Genomic DNA, 25,903 nt, shown 5'->3' with positions numbered 1-25,903 from the left:
GTTCGTCGTTCATATGCTTCCGTTCATTTGACAGTCCAAACTTCGATACCGCCGTACGACTTGGGTGGCCCATACAGGTGTGACAGGACACTCGAAAGACTTCCGGACAGTGGTGCCGGATCGTCCGGGAAATAAAGAATATAGTGCTCATCAAAACCGGCGTGCATAGCCTCAAGTACGGTTTCGATACCTGCCTTGTCCAGGTGATTCAGCATAGCAATGGATGTCAGACGTAAATAGTGTTTTACGGATAAGTTCGTGTACTCGTTATACTTCGTGTACGGAAAGCCGTAGACGTTGGTCAATTTGATGTCCTTGTCGGCAAATAAGGCCATGTAGTTTCCAAATGTCCAATAGTCCCACGTGAGTACAAATGCAGTGGAACCTCGAAGTTGTTTAAGTAAAGTCTCCTGTGCGTTGAACGCTGCGAAAGATGCCGGGAATGTCTTGACCGCAAAATTCACATTGGGAAACCATGAGAGAACGAGAAGAAAGGCCATGGCCCCGCGGAGTATTCTCGACAGGTTGATACGCTGTGAGGTCGCCTGTGCCAAGATGCTCATGGTGACAACAATCAGAATCATGTCAGGGACAACGTCTAATCGATCCGGCAAAATATTGTCCAACACGGGCAACTGCCCGAATAATTTCCAAGGCAGGTGCAGACTGTCTAGTCGATAACCCCATATATGCAGAACGTCGCCCATGCTTGCCAGATAGAAAAAAGCTGCTAACACAAGCCAACCACTCATCATTCGTCTTGCCGTTCGATTCTGGCGTCGCCAAAAGATGGTGATGACGAGAATCATGATAATGCCAATGTAGCCATCCGTCTCCGACAACCCACCGCTGAATCTCGAAACCACGTTCTCCCAGGCGGGTACGTGGACAAGCTGTGCAGACGTCGGGATGATAGAGTTCGCTAAATCCGTATAAAAGAGACCCGGCGGAAAGACGGGAACATGGCCAGAGGATCCTTTACAGTAGTAAAACAACTCCGGTGATGCCAAAAGGAGAAAAATAGCAACAGAAAGCCATGGAAATGGGTAGCGAAGGTAGCCTCGGATGGCCTCACTGTACTTGCGGCTTATCATGGCTAACATGGCGCCCGCGAGAATGAGAAATCCCACAAATATCAAAGCTTCTTCTAGTGACGCATAAAAGACCCCTGCCGTTAGAACGCCTATCATCACCGCATCCAGCACGGACATGCGTTCGGCTTTCGCAATGGATTTCCAAATGAAACCGGTCGCCAATAAGCCAAATCCCAATGCAGTGATAAAGTTAATATGTCCATCGACAGATTGGTTGGTCACAAACGGTGAAATTTCAGCTAAGACCCCGCCTAGCAATGCGATGACCCGGGGTTGCTTCAACTGAACCAGTAACCAAGTCATGGCCGCCCCAATGAGGAGAAGTGAGCAAATGTACGCGACATTGTACGCGAGAACAGGACTCCAGATGAGTGCGATGGGACCAAAAATGATGGCGTCCGTGAAGATCGACGTGTTGAGTCCCAAGTTGATGCCGGCTGGGTAAGCAAACTGATCCGAAATGAATGGATTGTTGCCGTGGAGAATCGACCACCAGAAGTTCGCGATATACCACATGAACTGACTCGGGTCTTGATTCGTTCCCATAAAGTGCGTCAGCGGATGAAAAAACACACCGTAGTATGCGATAAAAATAGGTATCAGCAAAATGAAGAACTGCAGAATATACCTGCTTGGCGTCGGCAAGCGCCGCGACGATGAAAAAAGCTGCGTGTGGTCCTTCCGACTCATGTTTGTCCCCCAGAGCTCGTTTTCCACCTAGAATGCACCGTTGCACAGATAACCGGATCTGACAGACATGATTCTTCCATTATAAGTTTTGCAGGTGACGTGAGAAAGGGACAAACCCTAATGACCACATGAAATGTAGTTGTATACCTGTAATCCTTTAAAAACGGACTCTTGTCAATGAGTTTACAGTTTACGATTACAAAGCATTCTTCAAACAGGTGATCAATTCTCTCTTCTCTCTGTTTAAAACCGATAGACCATCCTACTAAGTCGCCTGGCGGTGTAGTTGCTAAAACTGCATCCTCCAATAAACTCTCAGTACGCGGCATTCCTATGCCGTGTTATTGGGTTCTTAGCAGGAAGCTAATTTAATTTCTAGTGTTTACGTTTTGTCTAAGTTAATCATTCGGGTCTGTCAATAATTTTGTGTAAACTCCTGCGAGCGAACTTAGCGAATGTAGCGCTCTATACGCTCCGGAAAGTATATCGTTAACTGACTGAGAATCTGCCCCCAGTTCTGCACCCGTATGGTCCAGCGTTTCGTGACTTCCATCGTGGCTAGGTACAGCATCTTGGTGAGTGAGTCATCTGTCGGAAAGATGCTCTTGCCCTTGGTCACCTTACGAAGTTGTCTGTGGTAGCCCTCAATCAGATTGGTTGTATAAATCAACCGACGCATCTCTGGCGGATAGCGGAAGAAGGTTGCGAGCTCATCCCAGTTGCTGCGCCAGGACCGGATGACGAGCGGATATTTACTGCCCCAGGTCTCTTCGAACTTGTCCAGTTCGTCCAGGGCTGCGTCCTCGGTGCTGGCTTTGTAGATGGGCTTCAGCGATGCTGTTACGGCTTTGTAGTCCTTGTACGAGACGTACTTAAGCGAATTGCGGATCTGGTGAACAACGCATTTCTGGATGTCAGACTTGGGATAACAGGCGGCAATCGCTTCACTGAATCCCTTCAGGTTGTCGACGCAGGTGATGAGGATATCTTCCACGCCCCGACTCTTCAGTTCGTTGAGAACGGTCAGCCAAAACTTTGCAGATTCATTCTCGCCGATCCAGATGCCGAGCACATCCTTTTGCCCTTCCAGGTCAATGCCGACAACCATATAGGCGACTTTGTTTACCACCTGGCCATCCTGCTTCACTTTGTAATGGATAGCATCCAGAAACACTACGGTATACACGCTCTGTAGCGGCCGGCTCTGCCATTCTTTAATCATCGGAAGAAGCTTGTCCGTGATGTTTGAGATGAGTGTAGGCGATACTTCCAAACCGTAAAGTTGGTGAAGGTGGGCCTGAATATCTCGGGTGCTCACGCCCCGTGCATACAAGGCAATGACCTGCTCCTCAATACCGACGGTGTTGGTCTGGTTCTTCTTGACGATTTCAGGTTCAAATTCGCCCTTACGGTCTCTGGGGACTGAGATCTCTACGTCACCGTATTCAGAGGTGAGTGTCTTGCGGCTATGACCGTTGCGGCTGTTGTCTATCGTCTTGTTTTTGGTGTCATGTTTGGGGTAACCCAGATGCGTATCCAGCTCGGCCTCGAGCATTCCTTGCATCGTACTGGCGAATAAATCTCGCAGTGCGGCTTGAACGTCTTCTGTGGATTTCAGGTCATTTTCCTTGATAAACTGCTGCAAGAACTCCTTTGAAACCTTCGTCATTTTGATGTCCTCCCAATCTACTACTCCCGTTAGGGGATTGGGAGTTTACACAAAATATTTTACACCCTCAATCATTCTCCTAATATCCAACTTGAATTCGGTATCCATGTTTGGGTCAATGCTTAATAACAAATCCTCACAATTCCTGCCTAGTAAGGACTTAATGACTCTTATTGAATCCATTGCAAGTTGTATTAAATTTTTTTTAACGTAAGAAAACAATTTCCATGTGAGTAATCTAGCAGATGTGTTATAATCCCGATCTACAAAATCAAGTCCAACATTACTCCAATAAAGAGTCAACTCATAGTTAGTGTTATAAAAATAGTATCTTGCAAACTCTTCACAAATTTTGGAAACACCCTCAAAATCATCTTGCTTCTCACAAAACTTATAACTCTCCTGCAACAATATAAATGCTTCTGTCAAGATTCCATTATCTAAAAGAAGGACTGCTCGATTAACTTTTGTATAGTTATAGCGAGTCAAGTCTTGAGCATTTAGGAAAGTCTCTGAAGCGATTGCTGTATGATTCATAGCGTCTTGCCAAAGTCCTAGTTGTCTTGATGTAATACCCAGTCCTTGGTGAATGCGTCCAAAAATGACGTCTCTCTTTACAGAATGTTTGAGTGCTTCCGTAAATGCTAAGTGCGCTTCTCCGTAGTTTTTTAGCTCAAGCCAGGTACTTCCCAAATTGACTAAGGAACGGAATCTAATCAGCAACGGCGGATATAGATTTAGTAGCCTTTTATATTCGTGTACTGCCTCTTCATATAAGCTCTTGCGGTAATAGGTGTTTGGTACGCACAGAAGTACTTCCCAATATTCCTCACAAAATGAATCATGGTTCGATCCTAAGTAGACAGTTTCTAATAATGCCTGTACAAATTCGGTGCTAACATCCTTAGTCTTATACCAAATAAGGATACATTTACACATATCTTTTAGCGACTTAAACTGAAATGAGGTTCTCCAAGCCTGTTGAATTATTGAATTGTCATTCGTTCTATATGCCATTTCTAGAAGTGAATTATTAATATGAACCATATTGAGGTGATCAAATTCATCTGGAATGAGTTCTTTTACAGGTACCTCGAGTCTCTCTGCTATAAGTTGAATTGTTGGAAGGGGAGGGATTATTTTCCCATTCTCAATTTGGCTGAGATATGAACGATCAAATAACCCATAAACAACTTGCTACTGTGTCATATGGTTTGACTTTCGTAATTGTCGAATTTTACGTCCGAGTTCCAATTGACACCCTCCCGCCATTTATTTTTTTATTATGAATATTATACCAATGTAAAAGGGTGTTTGCGGGAGTAGAATGTTTGAACTTATACAAAAAAGAGCTCACTTGTTACCACTGCGTAGTGGTAACAAGTGAGCTCTTGATGGATTTTTGGTTAATTGCGTCAGGTGTAAATACCATAAATATTATATCCATTGTCAATTTGAGAACTACCAGTAGAGCTTCTTCCGTTGACCGTGGCGGTTACACTCCCTGTAGTAATTTGGTCCGTGTTCGTCATTGTAGCACCTAAGGCGTTTGAAGCAACAACCGGATAAGACGGTTGAAATGTATCAATCCACGTATCCGAAATATTGCCAGTGGAGTATGTTGCACTACTTCCTGATGCAGAAAAACCAACAGAGGGTGGTATACCGACACTGCCCGTAAACCCATTGAAGTCCCAATGTATGTCAAGCCTTACGTCTGCTGCAAGTCCAGAACCCAAGAACATTATCTCATCATAAGGCTCCCACTTGGCATAGTAAAATGGAAAGTCCATAGAAGTTGAAGTTGAACCTTGATCGACATATAAAGTTGAGTTATCGTATGTTTCTATCTGGTTTTGCACCCCATTTAATGACCCAAATGCATTATCATTAAAAGTATGAGATACGAGAGGCGGGGTTGAGGAAGGTTGCGCAACATCACCATTTGTTGCTGACGATTTGGCGTTTTGGGTTTTAGCTTTAGCTGCATTTGAGATGGCTTCTATTAACTGTTTTGCTGGTTTTTCAGCATTTTGGACATCTGGTGAAGTTGCATATGTTGAACTAAACAGCGTTTTTAAATCCTGTTGCGCCTGTTGATTATTTAGGTATGCCATTTTCGCTGCATGAGTCCAGTTTATGTTCGGGTTTGCTATAATGTTAAACCCACCGGTCATCGGGTATATAATCGATTGCCCAACTTGATAACCAGTGTTAATTTGCTCGCCGCCAATAGTACGAGGTTGATGCAGAGGGACGACGCTATTATTATTTATTGTTGCTGCAAAAGCCATACCACTAGAAGCTAACAATGTCGCGGATCCTACTGAAACAACAATCGCTGTTTTTAGGATACCTTTCATTTTCTTCACCTCTTGTTTTAATGTGGACTTTAGCTTTCAAAACCACCTGATGTAACAATGTCTATTCCTGGGCCAATAACATCGTTTGACTTTAAGGCCACACCTACAGTAATGACCAATAAAGCAACAATTGGCGAAATACTCAAAAACCTCTTCACCGAATATCCTCCTTTCATTGAAATCTTACCTTTTTCGCGTGATTAACGGTGAGAACATAATTCACATTGTGACAAGGTGTATTTCATTGCCACAGCGAAGAATTTTATTAATTAACCGAATAGAACTTTATAGGTATTGAGATTGCTATTCCATTTTTAATTTTGGCATTTTTAATTTTATATAATGTCCTATTATTTTTAGAGTAGGCTACTGCGTTAAGAGCGGTTGGTGTCAATAATTGATTCCAGGACAATACTGATACAACATGAGGTTTTATACTGTACTTAACACTATTAGGTCCAGCTCTAAGATAGGACACATTCTTGTCATGCGAAAGCACTGCTAACACCGTGCCAGACCCGAGTTTTGGGTCGTCAAAATTAATAAAGCTGATTATATTCATCTTAGAGCTTGCCTTACCACTTAATGTTGTTGTGTTCTTACGCCAAAACGGTCCCCACTTTTTTACTAGAGTAGTTGCATAGCCATCATGTGTGTTGAATATATCCACCTTCTCCGATTGGCCGAAAGAAACTTGTCTGATTAGCATCGCTCCTCTACTAATACTCGTTCTGCCTGCTGAAATAGGATCTAAACGTATGCCGGTAAATCCAATCCCAAGGACGAGTATTACAAGCACAACGACTACATAAATTAGTTTTTTAATAATGGGTTTTGCACTTCTCAGATCAATCGTCACCTTTCTTAACGTAAATAATGGACATCGGCGCAAGATTATATAATGTTTCTACTATTCTCTCGACTCTTATCTTAATCCAACTTTTATACGTGGTGTAATCATATCTGTCTGTGAGACTTTTTATTACTGATTCTATTATTATTCATGTATTACTGCCTGCGACATATGTAACAAAATATTCTGATTTTTGGAATGAATTCGGTATAAAGAAAGAAGCATTTTGGTAGTAGTCCTAATAAAAATTGATTTGAAATTGAGCGTGGTTGCGGCTTTCTAATGCATCATTCATTTTACCAAGTTGACTATAGAGATTTCCTTGCAAGCTATATTTGAAAGAGCCAAACGTGATCTCCATCAGTTTTCGCATCACTCGGAACGGTTAAGCTAGTTCAGCAGGACTTAACTTGCATGATGACCCGTTTAAAATCCGTTTAAGCGCTTGGCGAGAATGCTCGTACCATTCGTCAATGTCAGCGTACAATTGCCGACCATCTGATAATGATTGCAAGACAAACCCTCCCCCCCCCCGACCACTTTACAGGTATGAATCCGGTTTTTGTTACTTTTGTTCAAGATTTTGTGCTTGAAGTCATTTAGAAAAGGGGGGATTAATACACCGCGGTCAAAATCCCTTATGCACCAACGGATTGTGGGCTATTGCAATGCATCTTGTATGGATTTTTTCCGCAACCCCCTTCCTATGATTGGGTCCTGGCGTGCATGGCACGATGCAGTGCATCAATTCTGTGTGTCAATGCATAATGCCATGCTAAGTTAGAAAACCAATGTCATGTCTGGCGATTTGGATGCATAGCACAACGCATTGCATATCGAAGATACACTGGAAATTTTATAATTCCTGAAGTGACTTAAGAGTAAGGGCATCCATTATGCTACTTTTCTCTGCATCACAACTTTATTTTCCGTGATCACCTAGGCTGACAGCCCTTGTAGACTCCGCCAAAGATAGAATGTTGCATACGCCTCGAACCCGCGCCAGGGGATGGCCAACTTTCGAAGTTCATTCTCCGTCGGCTTTCGGTCCAAGCCGAGTTGATGCTTGATGGCATTTTGGAGGCCAACGTCACCCACGGGAAATGCAGCGCGATTGCGAAGACAGCGCATGGCAACGTAGCTTGCTGTCCACGGCCCAATCCCGCGAATGGCCGTCAACGCCTTCTCCGCAGCAGCGAAATTCCCCATTGCAATCAGTTTCTCTTTCGTCAGCTCACCATCGGCGATTTTACCTGCTACGTTGATCAGGTACTCGGCTTTTTTACCCGTAAACTGGAGTGAGGTTAGCCTCTCTGGCTCGAGGCCAGCAACGACAGCTGGCGTGGGGAACAACCAATACATTTCCCCTTCGCGTTCCACACCCGTACCAAGCGCCTCGATAAACCGCCGCTTCAGCGTATACGCAAACGTCAAGTTGATCTGCTGCCCGATAATCGCCCAACTGATGGCCTCAAAGAGATCCTGCACACCAACAATGCGCAACCCGTAGTAGTCCGTCACCAACTCCTTAAGCAACGTGTCGGTCTGAGCCATAGTGTAGAAAGGGCGGAGGTCGGTATCGAGATCGAACCAGTTCCATACCGCTCGCACCACTTCGAGCCGTTGTTCTTTCGTTGGTGTAGGGCCATCGGGAAAGTGAACGGTGATATCATTTGAGCTCGTACTTTCTTCGATCACGACGAAACACACAGCCCCCGCCACTGCCATGAGCTTCAACACCCGTCTGTTCTCGACGCGGTGTAGGCATTCATTTGGGGACCGCTGGAGGTAGCCAAGGACTTCGTCGAAACTGAATTCCTTCGGTGGATGAATGACAATGTGCGTCTCGTAATCGTCCCATTGTTCCATTAATGTAGATCTCTCCCTTACCTATAAACCCGGATTTCGACGGTTTTGTCCTCTTTGAATTGACCCGAATAATTGAAAAGGCGCTCCCCGTAAGGCTAAGATGAGTTTGTCGAGAACACATCTCTAGCACGAAAGGAGCACCTTTAAGGTGAAACAACATAAGCATACACGAAAACACCGCCGCCGGAAAAGCTGTAAAATACATACTCACTTCGACCTCAATTCTGCCACTGCATTTGGCGGGGCGGCAGGACTCATCGATTTCGTCCTCCAAACCGGTATGGATAAGTATTTTTGCACAGAGGAACTTGGCAAACGGAAAGACGCTCAATTCCAAATGGATGACGTTGCTCTTACGTTCGTCCTCGGTACATTGCTGGGTCAGGAACGAATTTTCCACTTCGAGGACATTGAGCATGATCCCCTTCTTATGCTCAAGCTGGATCTGCCGAAGCTGCCAGATACAACGCTGCTGTACAAGGACTTGAGCGGCTAGGCTCCCCTGTTGGTATGGAGGCGATCCGCTCGGCACAGCGCCTTGTACTTAAGTCGCTACTCCCCAAAGGACATGACATTGTCGTTGACATAGATTCTTCAGTGGAGACGGTGTTTGGAAACCAGGAACAATCTGCTGTAGGGTTCAATCCGCATCATCATGGAAGGGCAAGTTTTCATCCCTTGCTAGCGTTTGAATCGCAGATGGGGTGCTGCATCTATGACGAACTGCGTTCCGGCGACGCTCACACAGCAGAAGGGTTTGCAGCCTTCTATGAGGCGATGAAAAAGCAGTTGCCAACAGGTGTAAACATCCGTGCCATCCGCATGGATAAAGGGTTTACCGGTGAAAAGGTGTTTCAGACACTGGAACAAGACGGGCGAGACTACGTGATCAAACTGAAATGGACTAAGCGACTAGCAGAGCTGGCCCCCAACCTAGCGTGGCATTGTATCACCCAGAGTGATACAGAACACTGCGATGTTGCCTCCCTTATGTACCAGGCAACATCCTGGGAAAAACCTCGGCGAGTTGTCATTGTGCGTCGATTGGACATTGACCCGCAGGAGGTCCTATGTGCGGATTGGTTTTGGGAGTACGAGGCCATAGCCACAACGTTCGACTGGAACGGTGAGGACATATGGCATTTCTACAACCACCGTGGCAACGCTGAGAATCATATCAAAGAAGCCAAATATGGATTCGCCGTTGACCAATTCTCGAGTCAGAATTTCAATACCAACAAAGCGTTGGAAGCTCTGAAGCTGCTGGCATACAACCTGCGCTCCTGTTATATAAACAAGCAGCGTTGCAACCTGGAGTGCGTCAGTGGACAGTTGGACGGCTCCGGCGGAGACTATTTCTTCTACCCGGAATTTTGGTTCACCATGCACGTCAGTGGACAATTCGTCTGCCCGAGTTCGCACAGCGCCTGTCCACCCAAGTCCTTCAGGTGGCGACATAGTGATTTCCAAGCTGAACTGGCAAAAATGACGGTCCATTATGGGGAGGGGGAAAGTGTGTCCAAAGGTTCAATCCAGGACCACTATGCTATCGTGATCGTTAACATATTTACCTATTAATTGAATTTCCAGCCCTGTCGGGCTGTTAAATGAAAAAACCGTCGAAATCCGGGATAAAATACGGTAGTGCAGTCAACGCTCGTTCTGCCAGAGCACCAAAGTAGCCGCCATCCCTCAGAAAAGGACGGCGGCTACTGAATCAATCAGGCACCCGCGTACAGTTTACTGCAGATACAATAAGCATACACCGACCTAACTTACCTCCGCGAGCGGAGACGACTGAGCAACGCCTCGTAATCGTCCCTCGTGTCGATGTCCGGCGGGGCCGCTCTGTCGACGTCAACGACAACGCGATGGGCCTGATACTTCCGTACCACTCGCCGCCCGCCTTCGTCTCCCGTGCATGCCAAAAGCTCGGGATAAAGTTCTTCATCGAACAGAACGGGGTGGCCGAACTCGCCACGATACCGTACCTGGATGAGCTTCGACCGCCTTTGTAAGTACCTGTGAACGAGTGCATCGATAGAGGTTGTCTCCACTTCAGGCTGGTCTCCTAAGAGAAAGATCCCAGCCGCTGCCCCCACGCGCTGTAGTTCCTCCACACCTACTTGTAGCGACGAGCTTTGCCCGTCGGCCGCCTTCGGATTCTCTGCTATGCTGACCGGCAGATCAGTGATTGCAGCGCGAATCCTATCGCTATCGCTCGATACCACGACGATCACACCATCGACGGCACTGGCCACAGCCGCTTCCGCCACGCATCGAATGATTGGCCGACCATCGGGCATTTCAAGCAACAACTTTTGTTGACCCATCCTGCGAGCGGCCCCAGCGGCAAAGATGACGGCCCAGACTCCTCCAGCCATCGTCACTTCGACAGTGCCGTGACGGAAATCTGTCCCGCACGTTCGCGCAGGGACGCCCCGTCCCGATTCCGACGACGAGCCATGGCTTCCGTCAGCACGCTGAGAGCAATTTCTTCAGGCGTCTCCGCCCCAATATCGAGCCCAACTGGCGAGTGTACTTTTTGGAGGTCTGCGTCGGAGACCTGAAGGCCCGCATCAACAATCTCACCAAGCAACCGCTCAAACCGCCGTCTTGGCCCGAGGATGCCTAGATAAGGAATGTCCATCGGCAATAGGCCCGTCAAAATTCGGCGGTCAAATTCGTAACTGTGGGTCATCACCACGACGAATGAAGAAGCCTCAAGCGAGACATGGTCATACTCGTCGCGCCGAATGACACTTCGCACATCCGCCTCCGGGAAACGCTGTGCGTTCAAAAATGCATCGCGATGATCGATGACGGTCACGTGCCAGTCAGATTGGGCCGCAAAGCGAACGAGTGGCATTGCGTCGTCGCCAGCCCCAAAGAGAACCAGCCGTGATCGGGGGACGATTTCATCGATAAACACTTCCACGTCAACGCCGTCAACGGTTTCTTTGCGCAGCAACGGCAGGCCGTCCGTCTTCGCAGGCAACCGCTCTAACAAAGCCGTCCGCTTGTCACCCAATAGTGGGCCAACTGGCCATACGTCGGGGTCGCTCGATGACAAGATGGTCACGGTGGCGGTCTGGTCCTGTGTATCCGCACGTTCTTTCATGTCCGCCAGGAGGCGTTCAGCTAAGTCGCCTTGCGCGGCCGGATCGAACGGGATGAGGCACACGGTGAGGGCGCCGTTGCAACCCGCGCCCATGCCCCAAAGCAGATCATCCGGGCTGCGAAAATCGTACGTCATTCGCTGCGGCAATCCCGTCGTCCATGCTTCCTTGGCGCGTTCCAGCAGATCCTGTTCCGCGCATCCACCACTGATGACGCCGTAGATGAGACCCTCTTCCGTGACCACGCTTCTCGCTCCCGCACGGCGGTAGACCGATCCATCCGTTTCTATCACGACAGCCACCGCCGCACGCTGTCCAGTGTCCATAGCGTTCTGCAGTGCTGCCGCGAGATCGCTGCGCGTGGTCATGCTTCGACCGCCACCTTGTCTTGCGTCCAAGCGACGATGTGCTGCGGTAAAATCGGGATCTCCGTCACGAACACATCAAATGGCTCAAGTGCGTCCGACACCGCATTGGCCAGCGCAGGCGGCCCAGCGATGAGTGAACCTTCACCCATACCTTTGAATCCACCATCGTTGGCGGAAGGTGTGACAATATGGGCGATGCGCATGTTCGGTACGTCCGTCATGCTCGGCAACAGGTAGTCCTGCAGGGACGTTGTGACAAGCTGACCAGCATCGTCATAGCGAAGTTCCTCCAAGAAGGTGCTGCCGATACCCTGTGCGACACCGCCGTGGATTTGACCTTCCACGAGCATCGGATTGATGAGCACGCCGCAATCGTTGACGATGACATAGTCGAGAATTTTGACGAGCCCTGTGTCAATGTCGACTTCCACCGTAGCAATGTGAGCACCGTTGCTGTGCGTGACCGACATGGGGGGGCGATACCGTGAGACGACCTCAAGTCCCGGTTGCATGTCATCCGGCAGCTTCGACACGTCCGTGTAGGCGATTTGCGCCAGCTCAGCGATGGCATGCCCACGCGAAGGGACACCCGCCACCTGGGCCTGACCATCGACGAACTCGATGTCCTCGACAGAAGCTTCCAATAGGTGCGCTGCGATTTTCGCGAGCTTGCCGCGCATTTCCTTGGCTGCTTTGAGTGCGGCACCGCCGCCGATGGTGGCGGATCGACTGCCGCCTGTGCCACCGCCGAACGGTGCACTATCCGTATCCCCGTGTAGGACAACGATGTCCTTCACGTCGACTGATAGCTCATCAGCGATGAGCTGCGCAAGTGTCGTTTCATGACCCTGCCCGGACGGCCCGAGCCCCGTCGCCGCCGTGATTTTGCCGCTCGGCTCCATGCGAAGTGTGACGGACTCATACGGTGTCGATCCCGCCTCTGACGACACACCCGCCGAAGGTTCGACGAACACGCCAATGCCGATACCGAGGTACCGACCATCTTTGCGCGCTTCGGCCTGCTTTTGCCGGAACCCCTCATAGTCGATGAGTCGTAGGGCTTCCTCCAGTGATTCGGCGTATGAGCCGGGATCGTAAACGTTGCCGGTTGCCGTACTGTAGGGAAAATCGGCCTGTTGAATGAGGTTCACCCGGCGAACTTCGACAGGGTCCTTGCCGAGCTTGCGAGCAACCAGATCCACGTATCCTTCCTGAACCTGTGCGCCGACGGGCCCACCAACGCCACGGTACGCACCCTCGGGAGCCTTGTTGGAGAATACGCAGTCGACCGTGATGGAGACGTACGGGATTTTGTACGGTCCGGTCAAGAAACTGGTTGCCCAGCCTGCTTCACCAACGGCCCCAGGGAAACCGAAAATCGGGTAAGCGCCGGTATCCCCCACGACTCTGTCCTTGACGGCGAGGATGACACCGTCGTCGTCAAACGCCACTTCGACTTCGTGCAGGTTGTCTCGCGAGTGACAGTCTGCCAGGAGACATTCCGTTCGATCACTGACCCACTTCACCGGACGGCCGAGCGCTTTCGCAGCGTGCGTCACAACGATGTACTCGCCATAAAACATGGCTTTGATACCAAACGCCCCACCCACTTCGGGCACGACGATGCGAACTTGGTGTTCGTCGAGGTTCATGATCTTGGTGAGATCGGTTCGGAACTGGTGCGGAGACTGGTGCGATACGTACACCGTGAGCCGACCGGAGGTTGGGTCGATCATGGCCGCGCAACCGCGCGTCTCCATAGATACGCCCGTCTGTCGGTGCGTGACAAAGGAGGCCTGTGCCCGGTGGGGAGCCGATGCAAATACCTCATCGAAACCGTCCGTGATTTTCTCCCAATGGGAAAACACGTTGGGCCGATGCGTGTGCACGCGACGCGTATCATTCAGAGCGTCTTCCCGGGACAACACAGGTGGCAGCGATTCGTACTGAATTGCCACCAACTCTGCAGCATCTTCAGCGATGTAGCGACTTTCTGCCACAATGGCGACAATTGGTTCACCGACGAACCGGACTTCGTCCTTCGCCAGGACCGACTGAGCGACTTCGTAGTCCTTGGAATTCATGACGTATGGGCAATTGTCCGCCGTAAATACGGCCACGACACCCGGGTATTTCCGCGCTTCGTCGACATTGACAGATACGAGTTTTGCGGCTGCGCGATTGGACCGGACAAAGGCCATTTCCAACATACCGGGAACCGCGATATCGTCGAGGTAGCGTCCCTGCCCTTTGAGCAGCCGATCATCCTCCATCCGGGTTACGCGAGCACCCGTGAAACGAGGTTTTGTCAGTTTTTGAGACATGTCTCAGCCCTCCTCTGAACCGTTCGCCGTCGCGTGCGATGCTTCGAGCACCGCTTGAACGATCGACTGATAACCCGTGCAACGACAGATGTTTCCGGACATGGCTTCGCGGATCGTTTCCTCATCCGCATTCGGATATTTCTCGAGCAGAGCCTCCGCCGTGAGCACCATACCCGGGGTACAGAAACCGCATTGCAAAGCGTGATGTTTCGCGAAAGCTTGCTGCAGAGGGCTCAAGCCATTTTCCGGTGTCACACCCTCAATCGTGACGATGTCATGCCCCTCTGCCTGAACCGCAAACTGCAAACAACTGCGGGTTGGCTCGCCGTCCACAAGGACTGTGCAACTCCCGCACACCCCTTGTTCGCAACCCACGTGGGTGCCCGTCAGTCCCAATTCGTGCCGCAACACGTCTGACAACAGCCAGCGTGGTTCCACAGATACTTGGCGATCCGTACCGTTGACCTTCAATGTGATATTGACCTTTTGTGCCACAACGGTTTCACTCACAACTGAGTCCCCCCAACGACGCTTCGATACGCCTGTTCTGCGACCGTCACTGCTGCGTGACGGCGGTACATCTCGTCCTCCAGTATGTCGACGGTGTCCAGCTGTTCCAACAGCGCGACTTTGCGCTCCTCCGGCGTGTCCGCCCACGTCAACTCCCTGCGCTCCGGCCCGCCACTGATGCCAAACCAGGTCACGGCGCCTGTCCCGTCGCCAGCCACCTCGACAAACGCGCCTGCCAAGGCAAAGTCACCAGGTCTCCGCGCGATCTCGATGAACCCAAACGACACGTCTTCCCGGATGGGAATAGACACATGTGTCAATAGTTCACCCGGCTGGATATCCGTCATGAGGAATCCGAGATAAAATTCCCTTGCGGACACCTCGCGGACACCGTCACTGGACGCTAATTCGAACGTCGCGTTTAGCGCGACCATGGCTGCGGGAAGTTCTGCGGCGGGATCAGCATGCACGAGCGATCCCCCGAGTGTTCCCTTGTTTCGGATAGCCCAGTGCCCAACGTGACGAGCGGCATCCGTCAACACAGGGACTTGACGCTGGAGAACCTCATGCTCGGCCAACGCTTGGTGACGAATGAGTCCGCCGATGTCCAGTACGCCGTCAGCTTCCACGACGGAAGCCAGATCCGGAATGCCAGTGATGTCGAGAAGCTCTTCCGGACGCGACAAGCGGAAATTCATGAGTGGAATGAGACTCTGACCACCCGCTACAATCTTGCCTTCCGGATGTTCCCCAAGCCACTGAACAGCTTCTTCCACGGAAGAACTCCGATAGTACGTGAATGATGCCGGTTTCATGGAAACCCTCCCTGTTTCAAGTCATAAAGGACGAAAGCAGCAAAGATTACGAAATGGACGCGTGGAGCAAATCTTCAGGTGATCCCCCGGGCAACCACTGGTCCACATAAGGACGGGCAGCAAGGAGAGCCCTCGTCTTCAACTCAAATCCGGGTGACCGAAGGAGCGGATGCATCCAAACAATGCGAGCATCCCGAGCACAAAACGCCCGAAGGGCATTGGCAACCGCTTCAGGGGTGCCGCTGTCCCATCCGTCACTGATGATAAGCACCGTCGACCGGCCGCGAAGCCACTTTGTGCTATGTCGAGTGGTCCAGTCCTGGAGCGCCAGACCAATGGATGTCCCGCTTTCCCAAAGTCCCGGCATGTCTGCCATTGCCTGCACGGCCGTTGGATATGCCTTTCGGATATCTTCGGTGAGATCCGCTACGCGAACGCCAAACGGAAACACACCCACGTCACGTGATGATGCAGCCAAGCGATGGAGCCACGGTAAATAGAGTGAAATCGTCTCGGCCATGGAGCCTGACACGTCCCACAACACGACCAATCGGCCCGGCCTCGTGTAACGTTGCCGTCGGACGTAACGCATCCGCATCGCGCCAGACTTCAACCACAACCGATACGTCCTACGCACGTCAATGGCGTAACCAGGTTGAACCCACTGCCGAATTCTACTCGGCCGATGCCGGTGTAACACACCCTCGATGCACACTCTAGAGGCCCAAGCCGGCAAGATCGAGCTCACTGGTTGCGAGAGCACGTTGCCTTCACGCAGACTCGCTTCCGCGATGCCCTTGCGCCTGTCGTCAGATTTGTCCGCACGGGACGGTGACGAAGGAACCTTTTCTGCAGCTGCTTGCTCTTCCGGTTTCCTTCAGGTGAACCCGGAGACGAGATCATCCAGGTGATCCCGGACCCAGACCAGGTCCAGCTCATCCTTGATCACGCACCCTAGCGTCGACTCAATCCACGGCCGTCCCCACACTCCGCCGGTCAAACACCAAGCCGTGCACCAATCGATAGTCTCAGCCACGCCTGGGACTTTCGATAACGGCCAGGTCCGCATAAGGTGAACTGCGTCGATTAGCCGTGTCGCATCCTCTGTGGAAATATCCGAAGCGTGCGTGTGCACAATGGCTAACTCCTGTGCCACATCCGGATACGGTAGGTGCACATAGAGGCACCGCCGTCGCAATGCGTCACTTAGGGGACGTGTGCGATTGGACGTGAGAATGGTGATAGGCCGAATTTGCGCCATAACCGTCTTCCACTCCGGAATCGTCACTTGCCATTCCCCGAGATATTCCAACAGAAGAGCTTCCATGGCTTCATCCGCCCGATCCACCTCATCGATGAGCAGAACCGCCCCCCGCTCTGACTGAAGCGCTTGCAGCAAGGGCCGAGAGAGAAGATAGTCTTGCGAGAAAATGTCCGTATTCGATTGCCTTGACAGAGATGTAAACTGCTTGTGGTAATTCCAGTCGTAGAGTGCGTGTGTGGAATCCATGCCTTCAAAACACTGAAGCCGGATTAGCTCTCTTTCGAATGCACAAGCGACTGCTCGTGCGAGCGATGTTTTCCCGGTTCCTGCGGGACCTTCAAGGAGAATTGGGCGATTTAAGGCCACGGCGAGATCCAACATGGTGATGAGACTCGATGAAGCGATGTATTGCTGCGCTCGCAATGCAGTTTCCAACTCGATCCCCTGCACCTGAGCCAATCCCACACTCCCCTTCATGACCGTTTCGACAGCGTGGCCTCTTTGGCTATGCCGTTAAAGAACTGACCGATGAGGAGCTTCGCGACACCTGACAGAACGCGTTGTCCCACACCAGCAACGGTGCCGCCGACGGTTGCGTCGCCATCGTACGAGATCTGTGTGCCTCCGCCCTGCTCCTCCAAATTGATCTTGACATCAGACTCCATGAACCCCATGGGTCCTTCCCCATTGACGAGGAGGCGATACGACTTGGGCTTGACCACATCCCGCATTTGAATGCGTCCCTTGTAACGCCCTTTAATTCCAGCCACGCCGACTTCCAAATCTGCCTCGTACTCATAATCGGAAACGGCCGTTAGACGTTTTACGCCAGGAAATGCGCGCGCTAAAACATGTTCATCAGTCAACAGTTGATACGTCTCGGTAGGGGTCAATTGCACGGTTTTCGTTCCGCTTATGTGCATTCCCATCCTCCTAATTTTTTTGACAAATGAACGTAAATAACGCTATTCAGAAAATTGAGCAAGATGACAATCTATGAAAATCGTACCACAATAAGTTCAATTCGAAAATTGCCATCATGGAAATAAAAATCCCCACTATTCGACAAGTCGTCCGTGTTATTTGATTCTCATAACCGCTCAATGATGGTCGCGTTCGCCATGCCGCCGCCCTCACAGATCGCCATCAAGCCATAGCGAAGTTGGCGTTGCTCCAGCCCGTTTAACAGGGTTGCTGCAATACGCGTTCCAGTTGCGCCAAGGGGATGTCCCAACGCGATGGCGCCGCCGTTGACGTTCACCTTGTCCCCGTCCACACCGGTTTCCTTTTGCCACGCCAATACCACGGGTGCAAACGCCTCATTCACTTCAAACAGGTCAATATCGCGAATGGTCATGCCGGCGTTTTGCAGAACCTTTTTCGTGGCCGGGATGGGGCCTGTGAGCATCGTGACGGGATCGACACCGACGACAGCGAAAGAGACGAACCGCGCCCTAGGTCGCAGGCCCAGTACCTTTGCCGTTCCCGCCTCCATCACCAAGGTCGCGCTCGCACCATCCGATATCTGGCTGGCGTTACCGGCCGTGATCATGTCCAGTTGCGGGAATGCCGGAGTAAGACCCCCTATCTTTTCAAGACTCGTATCAGGGCGGATCCCCTCATCTTCCCCAAACTCGTAACGCTGTCCGTCTTCGGTCCGAGCCGTCACCTCCACGATCTCGCCCGCAAACCGCCCCTCCTGCCTCGCCACGTGCGCCCGTTGGTGACTTCGGTAACTGTATTCGTCCAAGTCCCTGCGGGAAAATCCCCATCGCTTGGCGATCATCTCCGCCCCAACAGCCTGGTCAAACCAACCGACCTCAATGTCGTAACGCTTCCTTAGATCTTCTGTCAGCGGCGTTCCGGAATTACCGAACGTACTCAAGAGAGGAACGCGCGTCATCGATTCAACACCACCAGCGATCGCGATTTTGTACGCTCCTGCCATAATCCCCTGAGCTGCAAAATGAAGGGCCTGGAGACTGGAACCACACTGGCGGTCAATCGTGGTTGCCGGAACGGACTCTGGCAAGCCTGCGCTTAACCAGGCATTCCGTCCGATATTTACAGCTTGATCGTCAATTTGGTCGACGCAACCGACAATGACGTCATCGACCTGTTTCGCCTGTATTCCGTTTCGCTCTATCAGTTTTTTCAGTATCTCACCCAGCAAATCGACCGGATGCGTAAACGCCAAAGCGCCTCTTCGACGTCCGATGGGGCTCCGAATGGCATCCACAATGACAGCTTCAAACATCCTGGAATCCTCCTAACACAGGTAGTCTGTTTGTTGGCAAGAAATCCTCGACAAGTCCAGTTACTTGTACCTGTCGGCATGCAGGCTCGAATGCCCATCTCACCACCAAATTATAGCGCTTTCACAACACGCCGTGGTTGTCACACGCTATCGCTGACAAGATATCTAAGGCGAAATCATAATATGCCCCGCCACAACTGGCAGGGCATGCTCTATTATAGAAATTCTAAACTTGCCTACATGATAGATGCAGAAGAAGCTGAACCTGAATGGTTCCGGTGCGTGCTCGTTATGCCTCTTGCGGATCGGAACCAAAGTACCGAGAGACTGACCTCAATCGCAAACATCAACCAATCTATGGAAATTCCCTGTTGGAAGGCATTGGACGGATCGATGAATAGGGTATCTCCTCCGAGCAGAGCGTAATTTAAGCTCATAAAGGCGGCTACAACGGCGGCGATTCCGCCTAAATTGAACATGGGTCCGTCTACAACGTTCTTCAGCATGAGGATACCCATCATGACAAACGTCAAACCGACAAACATCTCACCAACCAGAACAAGCGACGCGAACAATTCTGCATGGTGTAATCCAACCGATTTTAACAGTGTTGCGTAAGGATGAAATTGAACCCCGGATTCCGCTTGTGACATCTGATCTTGTACACCTTTCAAATAGTTCGGGGCAACCAATTTGTTCACGGACGAAACGATCCATTCGTATGAGAGAATGAACAGCAATGCGGGCATGAACCATTTCTGAGTTGATTTCATCTCCATGCGGAAAGACCTCCTCGTTAGACTAGTACCAAGGTTACCAAGTCAAACTCAAAAAACTATCAACGTTATGTAAACAAGTCGTTATATTTTCGTATACATGTTGTAAACCGGAGTCTGAGGGCTAGGGTAAGAGGCCTCACCAAAACCGGGCCTAGCCGCTGTTTACCGGGTTGCTTTGCCTCGTTCGTCCATGGTTTTCCTCTCGCAGCATACATACCTATTACCAATATTTTTATAATGCACATCCACCGAAACCATGTTAGCCTCTTCAACGCACGCCGAATCCTGCAAAGCAGGTACGGGGGATTGATTTGTGCGCAGTGGATACACGTTCCATGAGCGCTTGGGGTGAATGTGACGATATGTCGCAAGGATGGTCCTCGACCCGAACCCGACAACTAACCTCGGAGGCTATAGGAGGATAGCATATATGAAAAAGAAACTTGCTTTGATGTTTGCCGGAGTCGCTCTGTCGTCAGCAGCACTCGTCGGGGGCGCCATGCCTGTTGCATCAGCGGGCACATTGCCACCTGGCGTATCATATGATGCATCCGTGAACCCAGTTGCACAACCCGGGGCAAGTGTACAAGCCAAGGAAAATGCTGTGTTACAAGTTGCCGAAAGCAAACTTGGAACACCCTATGTTTGGGGTCACAATGAAGACCGGGGTCAATACGGATTCGACTGCTCGAACTATACCGCGTATGTGTATCACCACGCACTCGGTTATAAAATGAGCGGCTCATCCCAAACACAGTATCATTCAGTAGGTTGGTCCGTTTCGAAGTCTGCTATGCGCCCGGGTGATCTCATCTGTTTCGATCAAGGACGCCACTCGGGGATTTATGCTGGAAACGGTGAAATGATTCAAGAAGGTGGCGGACTCGGAAAAGTTGGCTACCTCAAACTGGCACCAGGTTCGTATTGGTACAACCATATCTCCAGTGTAAAGGAAATGTTTTAAGGTAGGGTGATTTACGTTAAGTTGAACCCTTTTTGGAAAGATGTCGGTTCTTATCGTCGGTGCAAAAAAAGGCGGACCTGCTGATGTTCTGTATTCATACAGAGCACAAACAGAGTCCGCCTTTTTATGTCATGCATGTGTCAAGCAGTTAGGTTGTTCGACTTTGGGTATGCTTGGGTGTCCGGTTCACCAACCAGATGCTCAAAACGATCAAAATCAGGCCTGCCAACAGATAAATGGTTAATGATTCGTGGAGGAAAAGAGCGCCAAGTAAAATCGCGAGCAATGGAACGAGAAACGTAAAGGATGCGACTTTGCTTGCTTCACCGGATCGAACGAGAATAAAGAAGACCACCCACGAAATGGGAATTCCAAAGATGGCGCCCCACGCCAGACCCGACAAATATGGAGCGTTCCAGGTGATGCTGGACCACGATTCGGTTGCAAGCCCCACAGCAGTCATGACGACGCCGCCAATGAGACACTGAAATGAGACCAACCATAGCGCATCCACGCTGTGTCCCACTCGTTTTACATATACGGTACCTATGGCCCACCCGACAGCTGTTGCGATGGCGAGCACGATCCCGATCGGTGCAATATGCCCGGATAAACTCGTTACACTGATGATTCCAACACCGACAAACCCAATGACGAGGCCGACAACTTTGAGCAATGATAATTGCTCACCAAGCCACAGCCATGCCAAAACACCGATAAGGACTGGCTGAAGATAGACGATAACGGTAAACAGCCCCTCTGGCATATAGCGAAGCCCTACCGTTTGCAATCCGTAAAAACAAACCGCATTGAAAAATCCAGAAATGAAATACGCCTTCCAAGTCTCTTTGAACCGAATACTTTTATATTTAGGTAAACTTACGAGAGCTAAAAGAATTCCCCCGAGCAGTGTCCTCATACCCGCAAAGAGAATTGGTGGGGTATAAAACAGAGCAATTTTGTAAATTGGCCAGCTTAAGCCCCACATCAGAACCAAAGAGGCAATGAGAATTGTTGCTTTTGTACGTGAAAGTTCTCCCATGTGCACGACTCCTTCAATAATCTCCCTTGCACAGAATACTACCTCCCTGGAATAGAAACAAATTGAAAGTCTTCAAAACATTTGTCCTTCAACACCGAGATTTTGATACCGGTCACGGAAACGAATAAGTAGGAAGAATGTGTTGGGATTGACGCCTCCTCAGCTGCCCGTTAATATTTTGTATATCGATACATCGGTATACGATGTGTTGGGAGGGAAGATCATTGGACAAGGAACTGCTAAAGGGAAGTACACCCATTGTTGTCCTGTCCCTATTACAGACCCGGCCTATGTATGGGTACGAGATGATGAAGCGTATCGAAGCGTTGACGAATGGTGTACTAGCGTTCAAAGAAGGAACACTGTATCCCATTCTCCATCAATTGGAGCTTCTAGGATACGTGCATTCAACGTGGTCAAGTGAATCCGGTGAACGAAGACGAAAGTATTATGCTATCACAGACGAAGGACAAGCACACTTGGCGGCCAAGCGACGCGAGTGGTCTCAATTTCGAACGGCTATCGACAAGGTGATTGGGGAGGAGCCGGTCTGATGGTCATGGACGAGAAAGTACAGAAATATATCGAAGCTGTCTGTCGTGAGGTTCGGAATCGTTCCGTCCACCAACTGATTCGAGAAGACGTCCTTGGCCATTTAGAGGAGGCTTACCAAGAGGAAGTTGATTTGGGCGCAACGCACAGCAAAGCTGTGGATCTGGCTATTGAGCGAACAGGTGATCCCGTCAAACTCGGCCAGCTGTTTCACAAAATCCATCGTCCACAAGTTGATTGGCTGGCCATTCTCGGTATTGTGCTTGTGGGGGCCGTTGGCGTGATCGTTACAGTTGGAGCTGTACCCAGCGTCTCCGTAGCCACCCCTGAACAAGACGTATTGCGTACGGTTATTGGGCTGGTTCTCGGAATGCTCGTCGGTGCGGGACTATTTTTTGTGCATCCAGGTCACCTGCGTCGCCTGGGCCCGTATGTGTTGGTTGGTACGCTTCTCCTTATGCTTGTCACCGACCTCATGGGGCGGCCAATTAACGGTGAAAAGCAACTGTTCGGCGTTCACATATTCGAGCTTTGTCCATACCTGCTGGCACTTGGATTCGCCGACATATTTCGTCGTCCCCGCTGGCTCCGAGATTGGCGAATACTGCTATTGGCAGCCCTCATTGCTTTGGCCGATCTCATGTTTGTCCATGGTCACAGCAACTCGAACCTAATCCTCGCAAACATCTCGATATTCACCATTGCCTTGTCGTCAAAGTTACCACGATGGAAGGTCAGTGTTGGAGCCGGAACTTTTCTGGCTGCCATGACAGCGTACGTATTACGCAATCGGTGGTTGGTTGAACGATTTACTGGCGCGTTTCATGCACAAGACCATGCTTATACGTCGGGGTTCTACAACTATCAGACACAGCTGTTCGTGAACCATGCTGGGTGGTTTGGGCACGGATTGGGTCATGGGAGCTTTATTCTGTCGTTCGAACACAGTACGCTTGCTTTTGCACAACTGATCAACATGTTCGGCTGGTGTGGTGGCCTTCTTTTTGCCGCAGTCGTCCTGTGCATATTCGCTCGCCTGTTCCACCGCAGTCAGAGAGTGCAAAACGAATTTGCACAGACAATCGCTTTCGCACTCCTGACCTTGTTAGCGTTTCAGTTTATTTACCCGTTCTGCATGGGACTGGGCACATTCCCGATTATCGGGTTATCCACGCCCTTAATCGGCGGAGGACTGTGGACTTCTGTCGTTGCCCTGGGCTCGTTTGGAATGGTCCTCGGTGTGTTGAAGCGACCGAGCCTCCAAGCATAACGGCTCAACTTACACCGAGACACTCGCCGATCCTTGGTACTCCTTCGCTTCCTGAACCAGTGCTTCCATCCAGGTAACGAGCGATGTGTTGTGCTCTGCACGTATATTGTCGACCGTGTCGAATCCCTTCAGTTGACCTTGGTGAATTAACGCGACGTGATCGAGAAGGGGTTCGATCTCGGCAACCTCATGAGTTGAAAGCACGACAGTTTGCCAGTCCACGTCTACAAATTCAATGAGACTTTTTAAGATGGATTTGCGAACCATCGGATCAAGGCCGGATAATGGTTCATCCATGAGAACGAGCGGTGTTTCCCGCGACAATGTGACGACTAACTTTAAGCGGCTATACTTTCCTTTGGATAGATGGGAAACCTTTTGACCGTGCGAGAGCTCAAGAAACTCCATCATTTTAAGTGCCTTGTTCAAGTCAAAATCGGGAAACGCTTGAACGCAGTAGTGAATTGTCTCGCCAACCGTGTAGAACGGGTAAAGTGAATTTGTGTCCGGTAGAAAGGATACACCACTCCGAATGCGACCGTTCACGACGTTCCCACTCACCCAAACCTTGCCTGATGTTGGCCGTATGAGTCCTGCGGCCAACTTCAACAACGTCGACTTCCCACTCCCATTCGGTCCAATGAGACCGACGACGGACCCGCGGGGAAACGAGCCACTCACATCTGATACAGCAAGTTTCCGGCCGAATCGCTTGGTGGTATGCTCAAACTGAATGACTGCCTGCTCTGTACTCACTTATACACACCTACTTTTCCCATCGATGGAGAGATTCTTTGACACCTTGAACAATGGTCGATGGGTCAAACCCCATGTCCATCATGTCTTGAACAAAACGACTGATGTGCTCAGCCATCTGCTCACGTCGCAGCCTGTCAATTCTGGATGAACTCTCGGTGACAAACGTCCCTTGTCCGCGTTTTGTCTCAACGATCCCGATACGCTCCAACTCGTTATAGACACGTTTAATTGTGTTTGGATTCACGCCCATGTCGAGGGCGAGATCGCGGACGGAGGGAAGTTTATCGCCCAAGCGGAACTCACTCCGAAGAATTTGTCCACATATACGTTGCATGATTTGGTGATAAATTGGCTGCGACGAATTAAATTCGTCGCTCATGCTCACACCTCCACCCGCTTATCGAAAAGCCAGCCGCTGACATAGAACACAAGAGCAAGAACAACGACATCTGTGAGCAAATGGCCGCCGTATAAAACGCCCCATGGTTGTGGAGCCATCTGAGCTGCCGAGGCAAAGGCTTGATGATCTAGACCAGGAGGGACAAATGCTCCAAAATCGAAAATCCGGTGATACAGGGCCGTATCTTGCAACCACTGTAACCCCCATGCCGGAATAAGAATAACCACGAAGGCAGCCAGCCAGGGTAGACCTTTAAATTTGTACCTGACACTTCGCATAACGATGCTGATAAGCATCAACCACAGACCTATCCCCAACCCAATCCACAGTAGGCCAATCAAGATATACATTCCAACAAGGAATTGATGTTCAAGTAACCAATGTGCCCATGACGACGATTTCCAGAGCGGGGCGTGAGCTAGAGCAAGATGGTAGAACCAAAGTGTAAACACATACGTCACAATGTTGAGCGACAATGCCCACACACACGCGCTGACGACTTTCGATGCTATCAGTGCCCATCCAGATTGCGCGGACTGAAGCCATAATGAGGCCGTCCCCCGCCATTCGCGAACAATGCCCACCACCAGTTGCGTGGGCAAGTAGAAGATTTCCAAGCCTAGGAGTGTTGCCATGATTATCAATCCCGATTCCGATGAACCCAGTGTGTGGCTGCGGTATGCCTGACCTACCAGTAGCATCCCCGCAACTGCTGTACATCCCATTGACACCAAGGCGAAGACCCGAGTCATCAACAGATCTTTTCTCAAGGTTGCCATCCACATCGCGTTTGACCTCCTACTTCCGTGATCCACATCAATTTCAGTCGAGACCGAAAACCATGAACCAATCGGTCTAGTGGTATAGACAGATAGTACACTATACAATAGACACATTCAATCCTTTTTTCAGTACATATAAATGAAGTCACCTTTCAAAGGC

Annotated in this window: 27 protein-coding genes, 1 pseudogene and 1 riboswitch; of the genes and pseudogenes, 5 read left to right on the top strand and 23 right to left on the bottom strand. The window is 50.2% G+C overall.

Going from position 1 to position 25,903, the window contains the following annotated elements; genetic code table 11:
- Positions 1 to 23: 23 nt before the first annotated feature.
- The 9 genes and pseudogenes from NZD86_RS04485 to NZD86_RS04450 form a co-directional block, all read right to left on the bottom strand.
- Positions 24 to 1,784, bottom strand: a complete 1,761-nt coding sequence (locus NZD86_RS04485) for a hypothetical protein (protein ID WP_268045291.1) — start codon at positions 1,782 to 1,784, stop codon at positions 24 to 26.
- A gap of 448 nt (positions 1,785 to 2,232) precedes the next feature.
- Positions 2,233 to 3,453 carry an IS256 family transposase gene (locus tag NZD86_RS04480; protein ID WP_268045290.1) on the bottom strand — a complete coding sequence of 407 codons (1,221 nt, stop codon included), beginning with the start codon at positions 3,451 to 3,453 and terminating at the stop codon, positions 2,233 to 2,235.
- 45 nt (positions 3,454 to 3,498) lie between these two features.
- Positions 3,499 to 4,500, bottom strand: a complete 1,002-nt coding sequence (locus NZD86_RS04475) for a tetratricopeptide repeat protein (RefSeq protein ID WP_268045289.1) — start codon at positions 4,498 to 4,500, stop codon at positions 3,499 to 3,501.
- A gap of 39 nt (positions 4,501 to 4,539) precedes the next feature.
- Positions 4,540 to 4,617 (bottom strand): annotated as a pseudogene (locus tag NZD86_RS24685) (helix-turn-helix domain-containing protein); the annotation flags it as partial.
- 251 nt (positions 4,618 to 4,868) lie between these two features.
- Entirely contained in the window at positions 4,869 to 5,825 is a 957-nt protein-coding gene (locus NZD86_RS04470) for a hypothetical protein (RefSeq protein WP_268045288.1), read from the bottom strand.
- 20 nt (positions 5,826 to 5,845) lie between these two features.
- On the bottom strand, positions 5,846 to 5,974 hold the full coding sequence (locus NZD86_RS04465) for a hypothetical protein (protein WP_268045287.1): 129 nt from the start codon (positions 5,972 to 5,974) through the stop codon (positions 5,846 to 5,848).
- 107 nt (positions 5,975 to 6,081) lie between these two features.
- Positions 6,082 to 6,675 carry a hypothetical protein gene (locus tag NZD86_RS04460; RefSeq protein WP_268045285.1) on the bottom strand — a complete coding sequence of 198 codons (594 nt, stop codon included), beginning with the start codon at positions 6,673 to 6,675 and terminating at the stop codon, positions 6,082 to 6,084.
- A gap of 379 nt (positions 6,676 to 7,054) precedes the next feature.
- Positions 7,055 to 7,183 carry a hypothetical protein gene (locus NZD86_RS04455; protein ID WP_268045284.1) on the bottom strand — a complete coding sequence of 43 codons (129 nt, stop codon included), beginning with the start codon at positions 7,181 to 7,183 and terminating at the stop codon, positions 7,055 to 7,057.
- A 425-nt stretch (positions 7,184 to 7,608) separates the two neighbouring features.
- Entirely contained in the window at positions 7,609 to 8,538 is a 930-nt protein-coding gene (locus NZD86_RS04450; protein ID WP_268045283.1) for a DNA-3-methyladenine glycosylase 2, read from the bottom strand.
- 148 nt (positions 8,539 to 8,686) lie between these two features.
- Here NZD86_RS04450 and NZD86_RS04445 point away from each other — a divergent pair, with 148 nt between their 5' ends.
- Together NZD86_RS04445 and NZD86_RS04440 are read left to right on the top strand one after the other, a co-directional pair.
- Positions 8,687 to 9,034 (top strand): hypothetical protein, encoded by a 348-nt coding sequence (locus NZD86_RS04445; RefSeq protein WP_268045282.1) that lies wholly within the window; start codon positions 8,687 to 8,689, stop codon positions 9,032 to 9,034.
- A 14-nt stretch (positions 9,035 to 9,048) separates the two neighbouring features.
- Positions 9,049 to 10,116: an IS1380 family transposase gene (locus tag NZD86_RS04440; RefSeq protein WP_268045281.1), complete on the top strand. Its 1,068-nt coding sequence runs from the start codon at positions 9,049 to 9,051 to the stop codon at positions 10,114 to 10,116.
- A gap of 197 nt (positions 10,117 to 10,313) precedes the next feature.
- Here the strand turns inward: NZD86_RS04440 and NZD86_RS04435 are convergent, their stop codons facing one another.
- The 10 genes from NZD86_RS04435 to NZD86_RS04390 all read right to left on the bottom strand — a co-directional run bounded on the left by NZD86_RS04435 (position 10,314) and on the right by NZD86_RS04390 (position 19,974).
- A complete protein-coding gene (locus tag NZD86_RS04435) occupies positions 10,314 to 10,922 on the bottom strand; it encodes a nucleotidyltransferase family protein (RefSeq protein WP_268045280.1) in 609 nt (202 codons plus the stop codon).
- A 2-nt stretch (positions 10,923 to 10,924) separates the two neighbouring features.
- On the bottom strand, positions 10,925 to 12,025 hold the full coding sequence (locus tag NZD86_RS04430; protein WP_268045278.1) for an XdhC family protein: 1,101 nt from the start codon (positions 12,023 to 12,025) through the stop codon (positions 10,925 to 10,927).
- The gene (locus NZD86_RS04425; RefSeq protein WP_268045277.1) at positions 12,022 to 14,349 is read right to left on the bottom strand and encodes a xanthine dehydrogenase family protein molybdopterin-binding subunit; all 2,328 of its coding nucleotides are present in this window, start codon (positions 14,347 to 14,349) and stop codon (positions 12,022 to 12,024) included. Before NZD86_RS04425 ends, NZD86_RS04430 begins: the two co-directional genes overlap by 4 nt.
- Before the next feature lie 3 nt (positions 14,350 to 14,352).
- Positions 14,353 to 14,859, bottom strand: coding sequence for a (2Fe-2S)-binding protein (locus tag NZD86_RS04420; RefSeq protein WP_268045276.1), 507 nt, complete (start codon positions 14,857 to 14,859; stop codon positions 14,353 to 14,355).
- A complete protein-coding gene (locus tag NZD86_RS04415; RefSeq protein WP_268045275.1) occupies positions 14,856 to 15,674 on the bottom strand; it encodes an FAD binding domain-containing protein in 819 nt (272 codons plus the stop codon). The genes NZD86_RS04420 and NZD86_RS04415 overlap by 4 nt, the downstream gene beginning before the upstream one ends.
- A 46-nt stretch (positions 15,675 to 15,720) precedes the next feature.
- The gene (locus tag NZD86_RS04410; RefSeq protein ID WP_268045273.1) at positions 15,721 to 16,422 is read right to left on the bottom strand and encodes a VWA domain-containing protein; all 702 of its coding nucleotides are present in this window, start codon (positions 16,420 to 16,422) and stop codon (positions 15,721 to 15,723) included.
- 129 nt (positions 16,423 to 16,551) lie between these two features.
- Positions 16,552 to 17,388 carry an AAA family ATPase gene (locus tag NZD86_RS04405; RefSeq protein ID WP_268046788.1) on the bottom strand — a complete coding sequence of 279 codons (837 nt, stop codon included), beginning with the start codon at positions 17,386 to 17,388 and terminating at the stop codon, positions 16,552 to 16,554.
- A gap of 23 nt (positions 17,389 to 17,411) precedes the next feature.
- Complete coding sequence (locus NZD86_RS04400) at positions 17,412 to 17,861, bottom strand: SRPBCC family protein (RefSeq protein ID WP_268045271.1); 450 nt, start codon at positions 17,859 to 17,861, stop codon at positions 17,412 to 17,414.
- Between the two features lie 167 nt (positions 17,862 to 18,028).
- Entirely contained in the window at positions 18,029 to 19,195 is a 1,167-nt protein-coding gene (locus tag NZD86_RS04395) for a thiolase family protein (RefSeq protein WP_268045270.1), read from the bottom strand.
- A 236-nt stretch (positions 19,196 to 19,431) separates the two neighbouring features.
- On the bottom strand, positions 19,432 to 19,974 hold the full coding sequence (locus tag NZD86_RS04390; RefSeq protein WP_268045268.1) for a hypothetical protein: 543 nt from the start codon (positions 19,972 to 19,974) through the stop codon (positions 19,432 to 19,434).
- Positions 19,975 to 20,240: 266 nt separating this feature from the next.
- Positions 20,241 to 20,401: riboswitch (cyclic di-AMP (ydaO/yuaA leader) on the top strand.
- Positions 20,402 to 20,404: 3 nt separating this feature from the next.
- Here NZD86_RS04390 and NZD86_RS04385 point away from each other — a divergent pair.
- Complete coding sequence (locus tag NZD86_RS04385) at positions 20,405 to 20,938, top strand: C40 family peptidase (protein WP_268045267.1); 534 nt, start codon at positions 20,405 to 20,407, stop codon at positions 20,936 to 20,938.
- A gap of 148 nt (positions 20,939 to 21,086) precedes the next feature.
- Here the strand turns inward: NZD86_RS04385 and NZD86_RS04380 are convergent, their stop codons facing one another.
- Entirely contained in the window at positions 21,087 to 21,980 is an 894-nt protein-coding gene (locus NZD86_RS04380; RefSeq protein ID WP_268045266.1) for a DMT family transporter, read from the bottom strand.
- Positions 21,981 to 22,204: 224 nt separating this feature from the next.
- Between NZD86_RS04380 and NZD86_RS04375 the strand changes: the two genes are divergently transcribed.
- Both NZD86_RS04375 and NZD86_RS04370 read left to right on the top strand, forming a co-directional pair.
- Positions 22,205 to 22,534, top strand: a complete 330-nt coding sequence (locus NZD86_RS04375) for a PadR family transcriptional regulator (protein ID WP_407655213.1) — start codon at positions 22,205 to 22,207, stop codon at positions 22,532 to 22,534.
- A complete protein-coding gene (locus tag NZD86_RS04370; protein ID WP_268045264.1) occupies positions 22,534 to 23,802 on the top strand; it encodes an FtsW/RodA/SpoVE family cell cycle protein in 1,269 nt (422 codons plus the stop codon). Before NZD86_RS04375 ends, NZD86_RS04370 begins: the two co-directional genes overlap by 1 nt.
- Positions 23,803 to 23,811: 9 nt before the next feature.
- Here the strand turns inward: NZD86_RS04370 and NZD86_RS04365 are convergent, their stop codons facing one another.
- The 3 genes from NZD86_RS04365 to NZD86_RS04355 are packed head-to-tail and all read right to left on the bottom strand — an operon-like array spanning position 23,812 to position 25,746.
- A complete protein-coding gene (locus NZD86_RS04365; protein ID WP_268045263.1) occupies positions 23,812 to 24,558 on the bottom strand; it encodes an ABC transporter ATP-binding protein in 747 nt (248 codons plus the stop codon).
- Between the two features lie 10 nt (positions 24,559 to 24,568).
- Entirely contained in the window at positions 24,569 to 24,940 is a 372-nt protein-coding gene (locus NZD86_RS04360; protein WP_268045262.1) for a GntR family transcriptional regulator, read from the bottom strand.
- A 2-nt stretch (positions 24,941 to 24,942) separates the two neighbouring features.
- Positions 24,943 to 25,746, bottom strand: a complete 804-nt coding sequence (locus tag NZD86_RS04355) for a hypothetical protein (protein ID WP_268045261.1) — start codon at positions 25,744 to 25,746, stop codon at positions 24,943 to 24,945.
- Positions 25,747 to 25,903 lie beyond the last annotated feature (157 nt).

The sequence above is a fragment of the Alicyclobacillus dauci genome, assembly GCF_026651605.1.
Classification (GTDB): Bacteria; Bacillota; Bacilli; order Alicyclobacillales; family Alicyclobacillaceae; genus Alicyclobacillus; species Alicyclobacillus dauci.
This window is presented reverse-complemented; position numbering and strand designations above follow the sequence as displayed.

Bases quoted from the DNA above. Each gene is read 5' to 3' on its own strand.
- NZD86_RS04450 (WP_268045283.1), bottom strand. From the start codon at position 8,538: ATGGAACAATGGGACGATTACGAGACGCACATTGTCATTCATCCACCG.
- NZD86_RS04385 (WP_268045267.1), top strand. From the start codon at position 20,405: ATGAAAAAGAAACTTGCTTTGATGTTTGCCGGAGTCGCTCTGTCGTCA.
- NZD86_RS04430 (WP_268045278.1), bottom strand. From the start codon at position 12,025: ATGACCACGCGCAGCGATCTCGCGGCAGCACTGCAGAACGCTATGGAC.
- NZD86_RS04415 (WP_268045275.1), bottom strand. From the start codon at position 15,674: ATGAAACCGGCATCATTCACGTACTATCGGAGTTCTTCCGTGGAAGAA.
- NZD86_RS04400 (WP_268045271.1), bottom strand. From the start codon at position 17,861: ATGCACATAAGCGGAACGAAAACCGTGCAATTGACCCCTACCGAGACG.
- NZD86_RS04485 (WP_268045291.1), bottom strand. From the start codon at position 1,784: ATGAGTCGGAAGGACCACACGCAGCTTTTTTCATCGTCGCGGCGCTTG.
- NZD86_RS04390 (WP_268045268.1), bottom strand. From the start codon at position 19,974: ATGGAGATGAAATCAACTCAGAAATGGTTCATGCCCGCATTGCTGTTC.
- NZD86_RS04380 (WP_268045266.1), bottom strand. From the start codon at position 21,980: ATGGGAGAACTTTCACGTACAAAAGCAACAATTCTCATTGCCTCTTTG.
- NZD86_RS04370 (WP_268045264.1), top strand. From the start codon at position 22,534: ATGGTCATGGACGAGAAAGTACAGAAATATATCGAAGCTGTCTGTCGT.
- NZD86_RS04475 (WP_268045289.1), bottom strand. From the start codon at position 4,500: ATGGTTCATATTAATAATTCACTTCTAGAAATGGCATATAGAACGAAT.
- NZD86_RS04435 (WP_268045280.1), bottom strand. From the start codon at position 10,922: ATGGCTGGAGGAGTCTGGGCCGTCATCTTTGCCGCTGGGGCCGCTCGC.
- NZD86_RS04355 (WP_268045261.1), bottom strand. From the start codon at position 25,746: ATGTGGATGGCAACCTTGAGAAAAGATCTGTTGATGACTCGGGTCTTC.
- NZD86_RS04360 (WP_268045262.1), bottom strand. From the start codon at position 24,940: ATGAGCGACGAATTTAATTCGTCGCAGCCAATTTATCACCAAATCATG.
- NZD86_RS04480 (WP_268045290.1), bottom strand. From the start codon at position 3,453: ATGACGAAGGTTTCAAAGGAGTTCTTGCAGCAGTTTATCAAGGAAAAT.
- NZD86_RS04440 (WP_268045281.1), top strand. From the start codon at position 9,049: ATGGAGGCGATCCGCTCGGCACAGCGCCTTGTACTTAAGTCGCTACTC.
- NZD86_RS04425 (WP_268045277.1), bottom strand. From the start codon at position 14,349: ATGTCTCAAAAACTGACAAAACCTCGTTTCACGGGTGCTCGCGTAACC.
- NZD86_RS04395 (WP_268045270.1), bottom strand. From the start codon at position 19,195: ATGTTTGAAGCTGTCATTGTGGATGCCATTCGGAGCCCCATCGGACGT.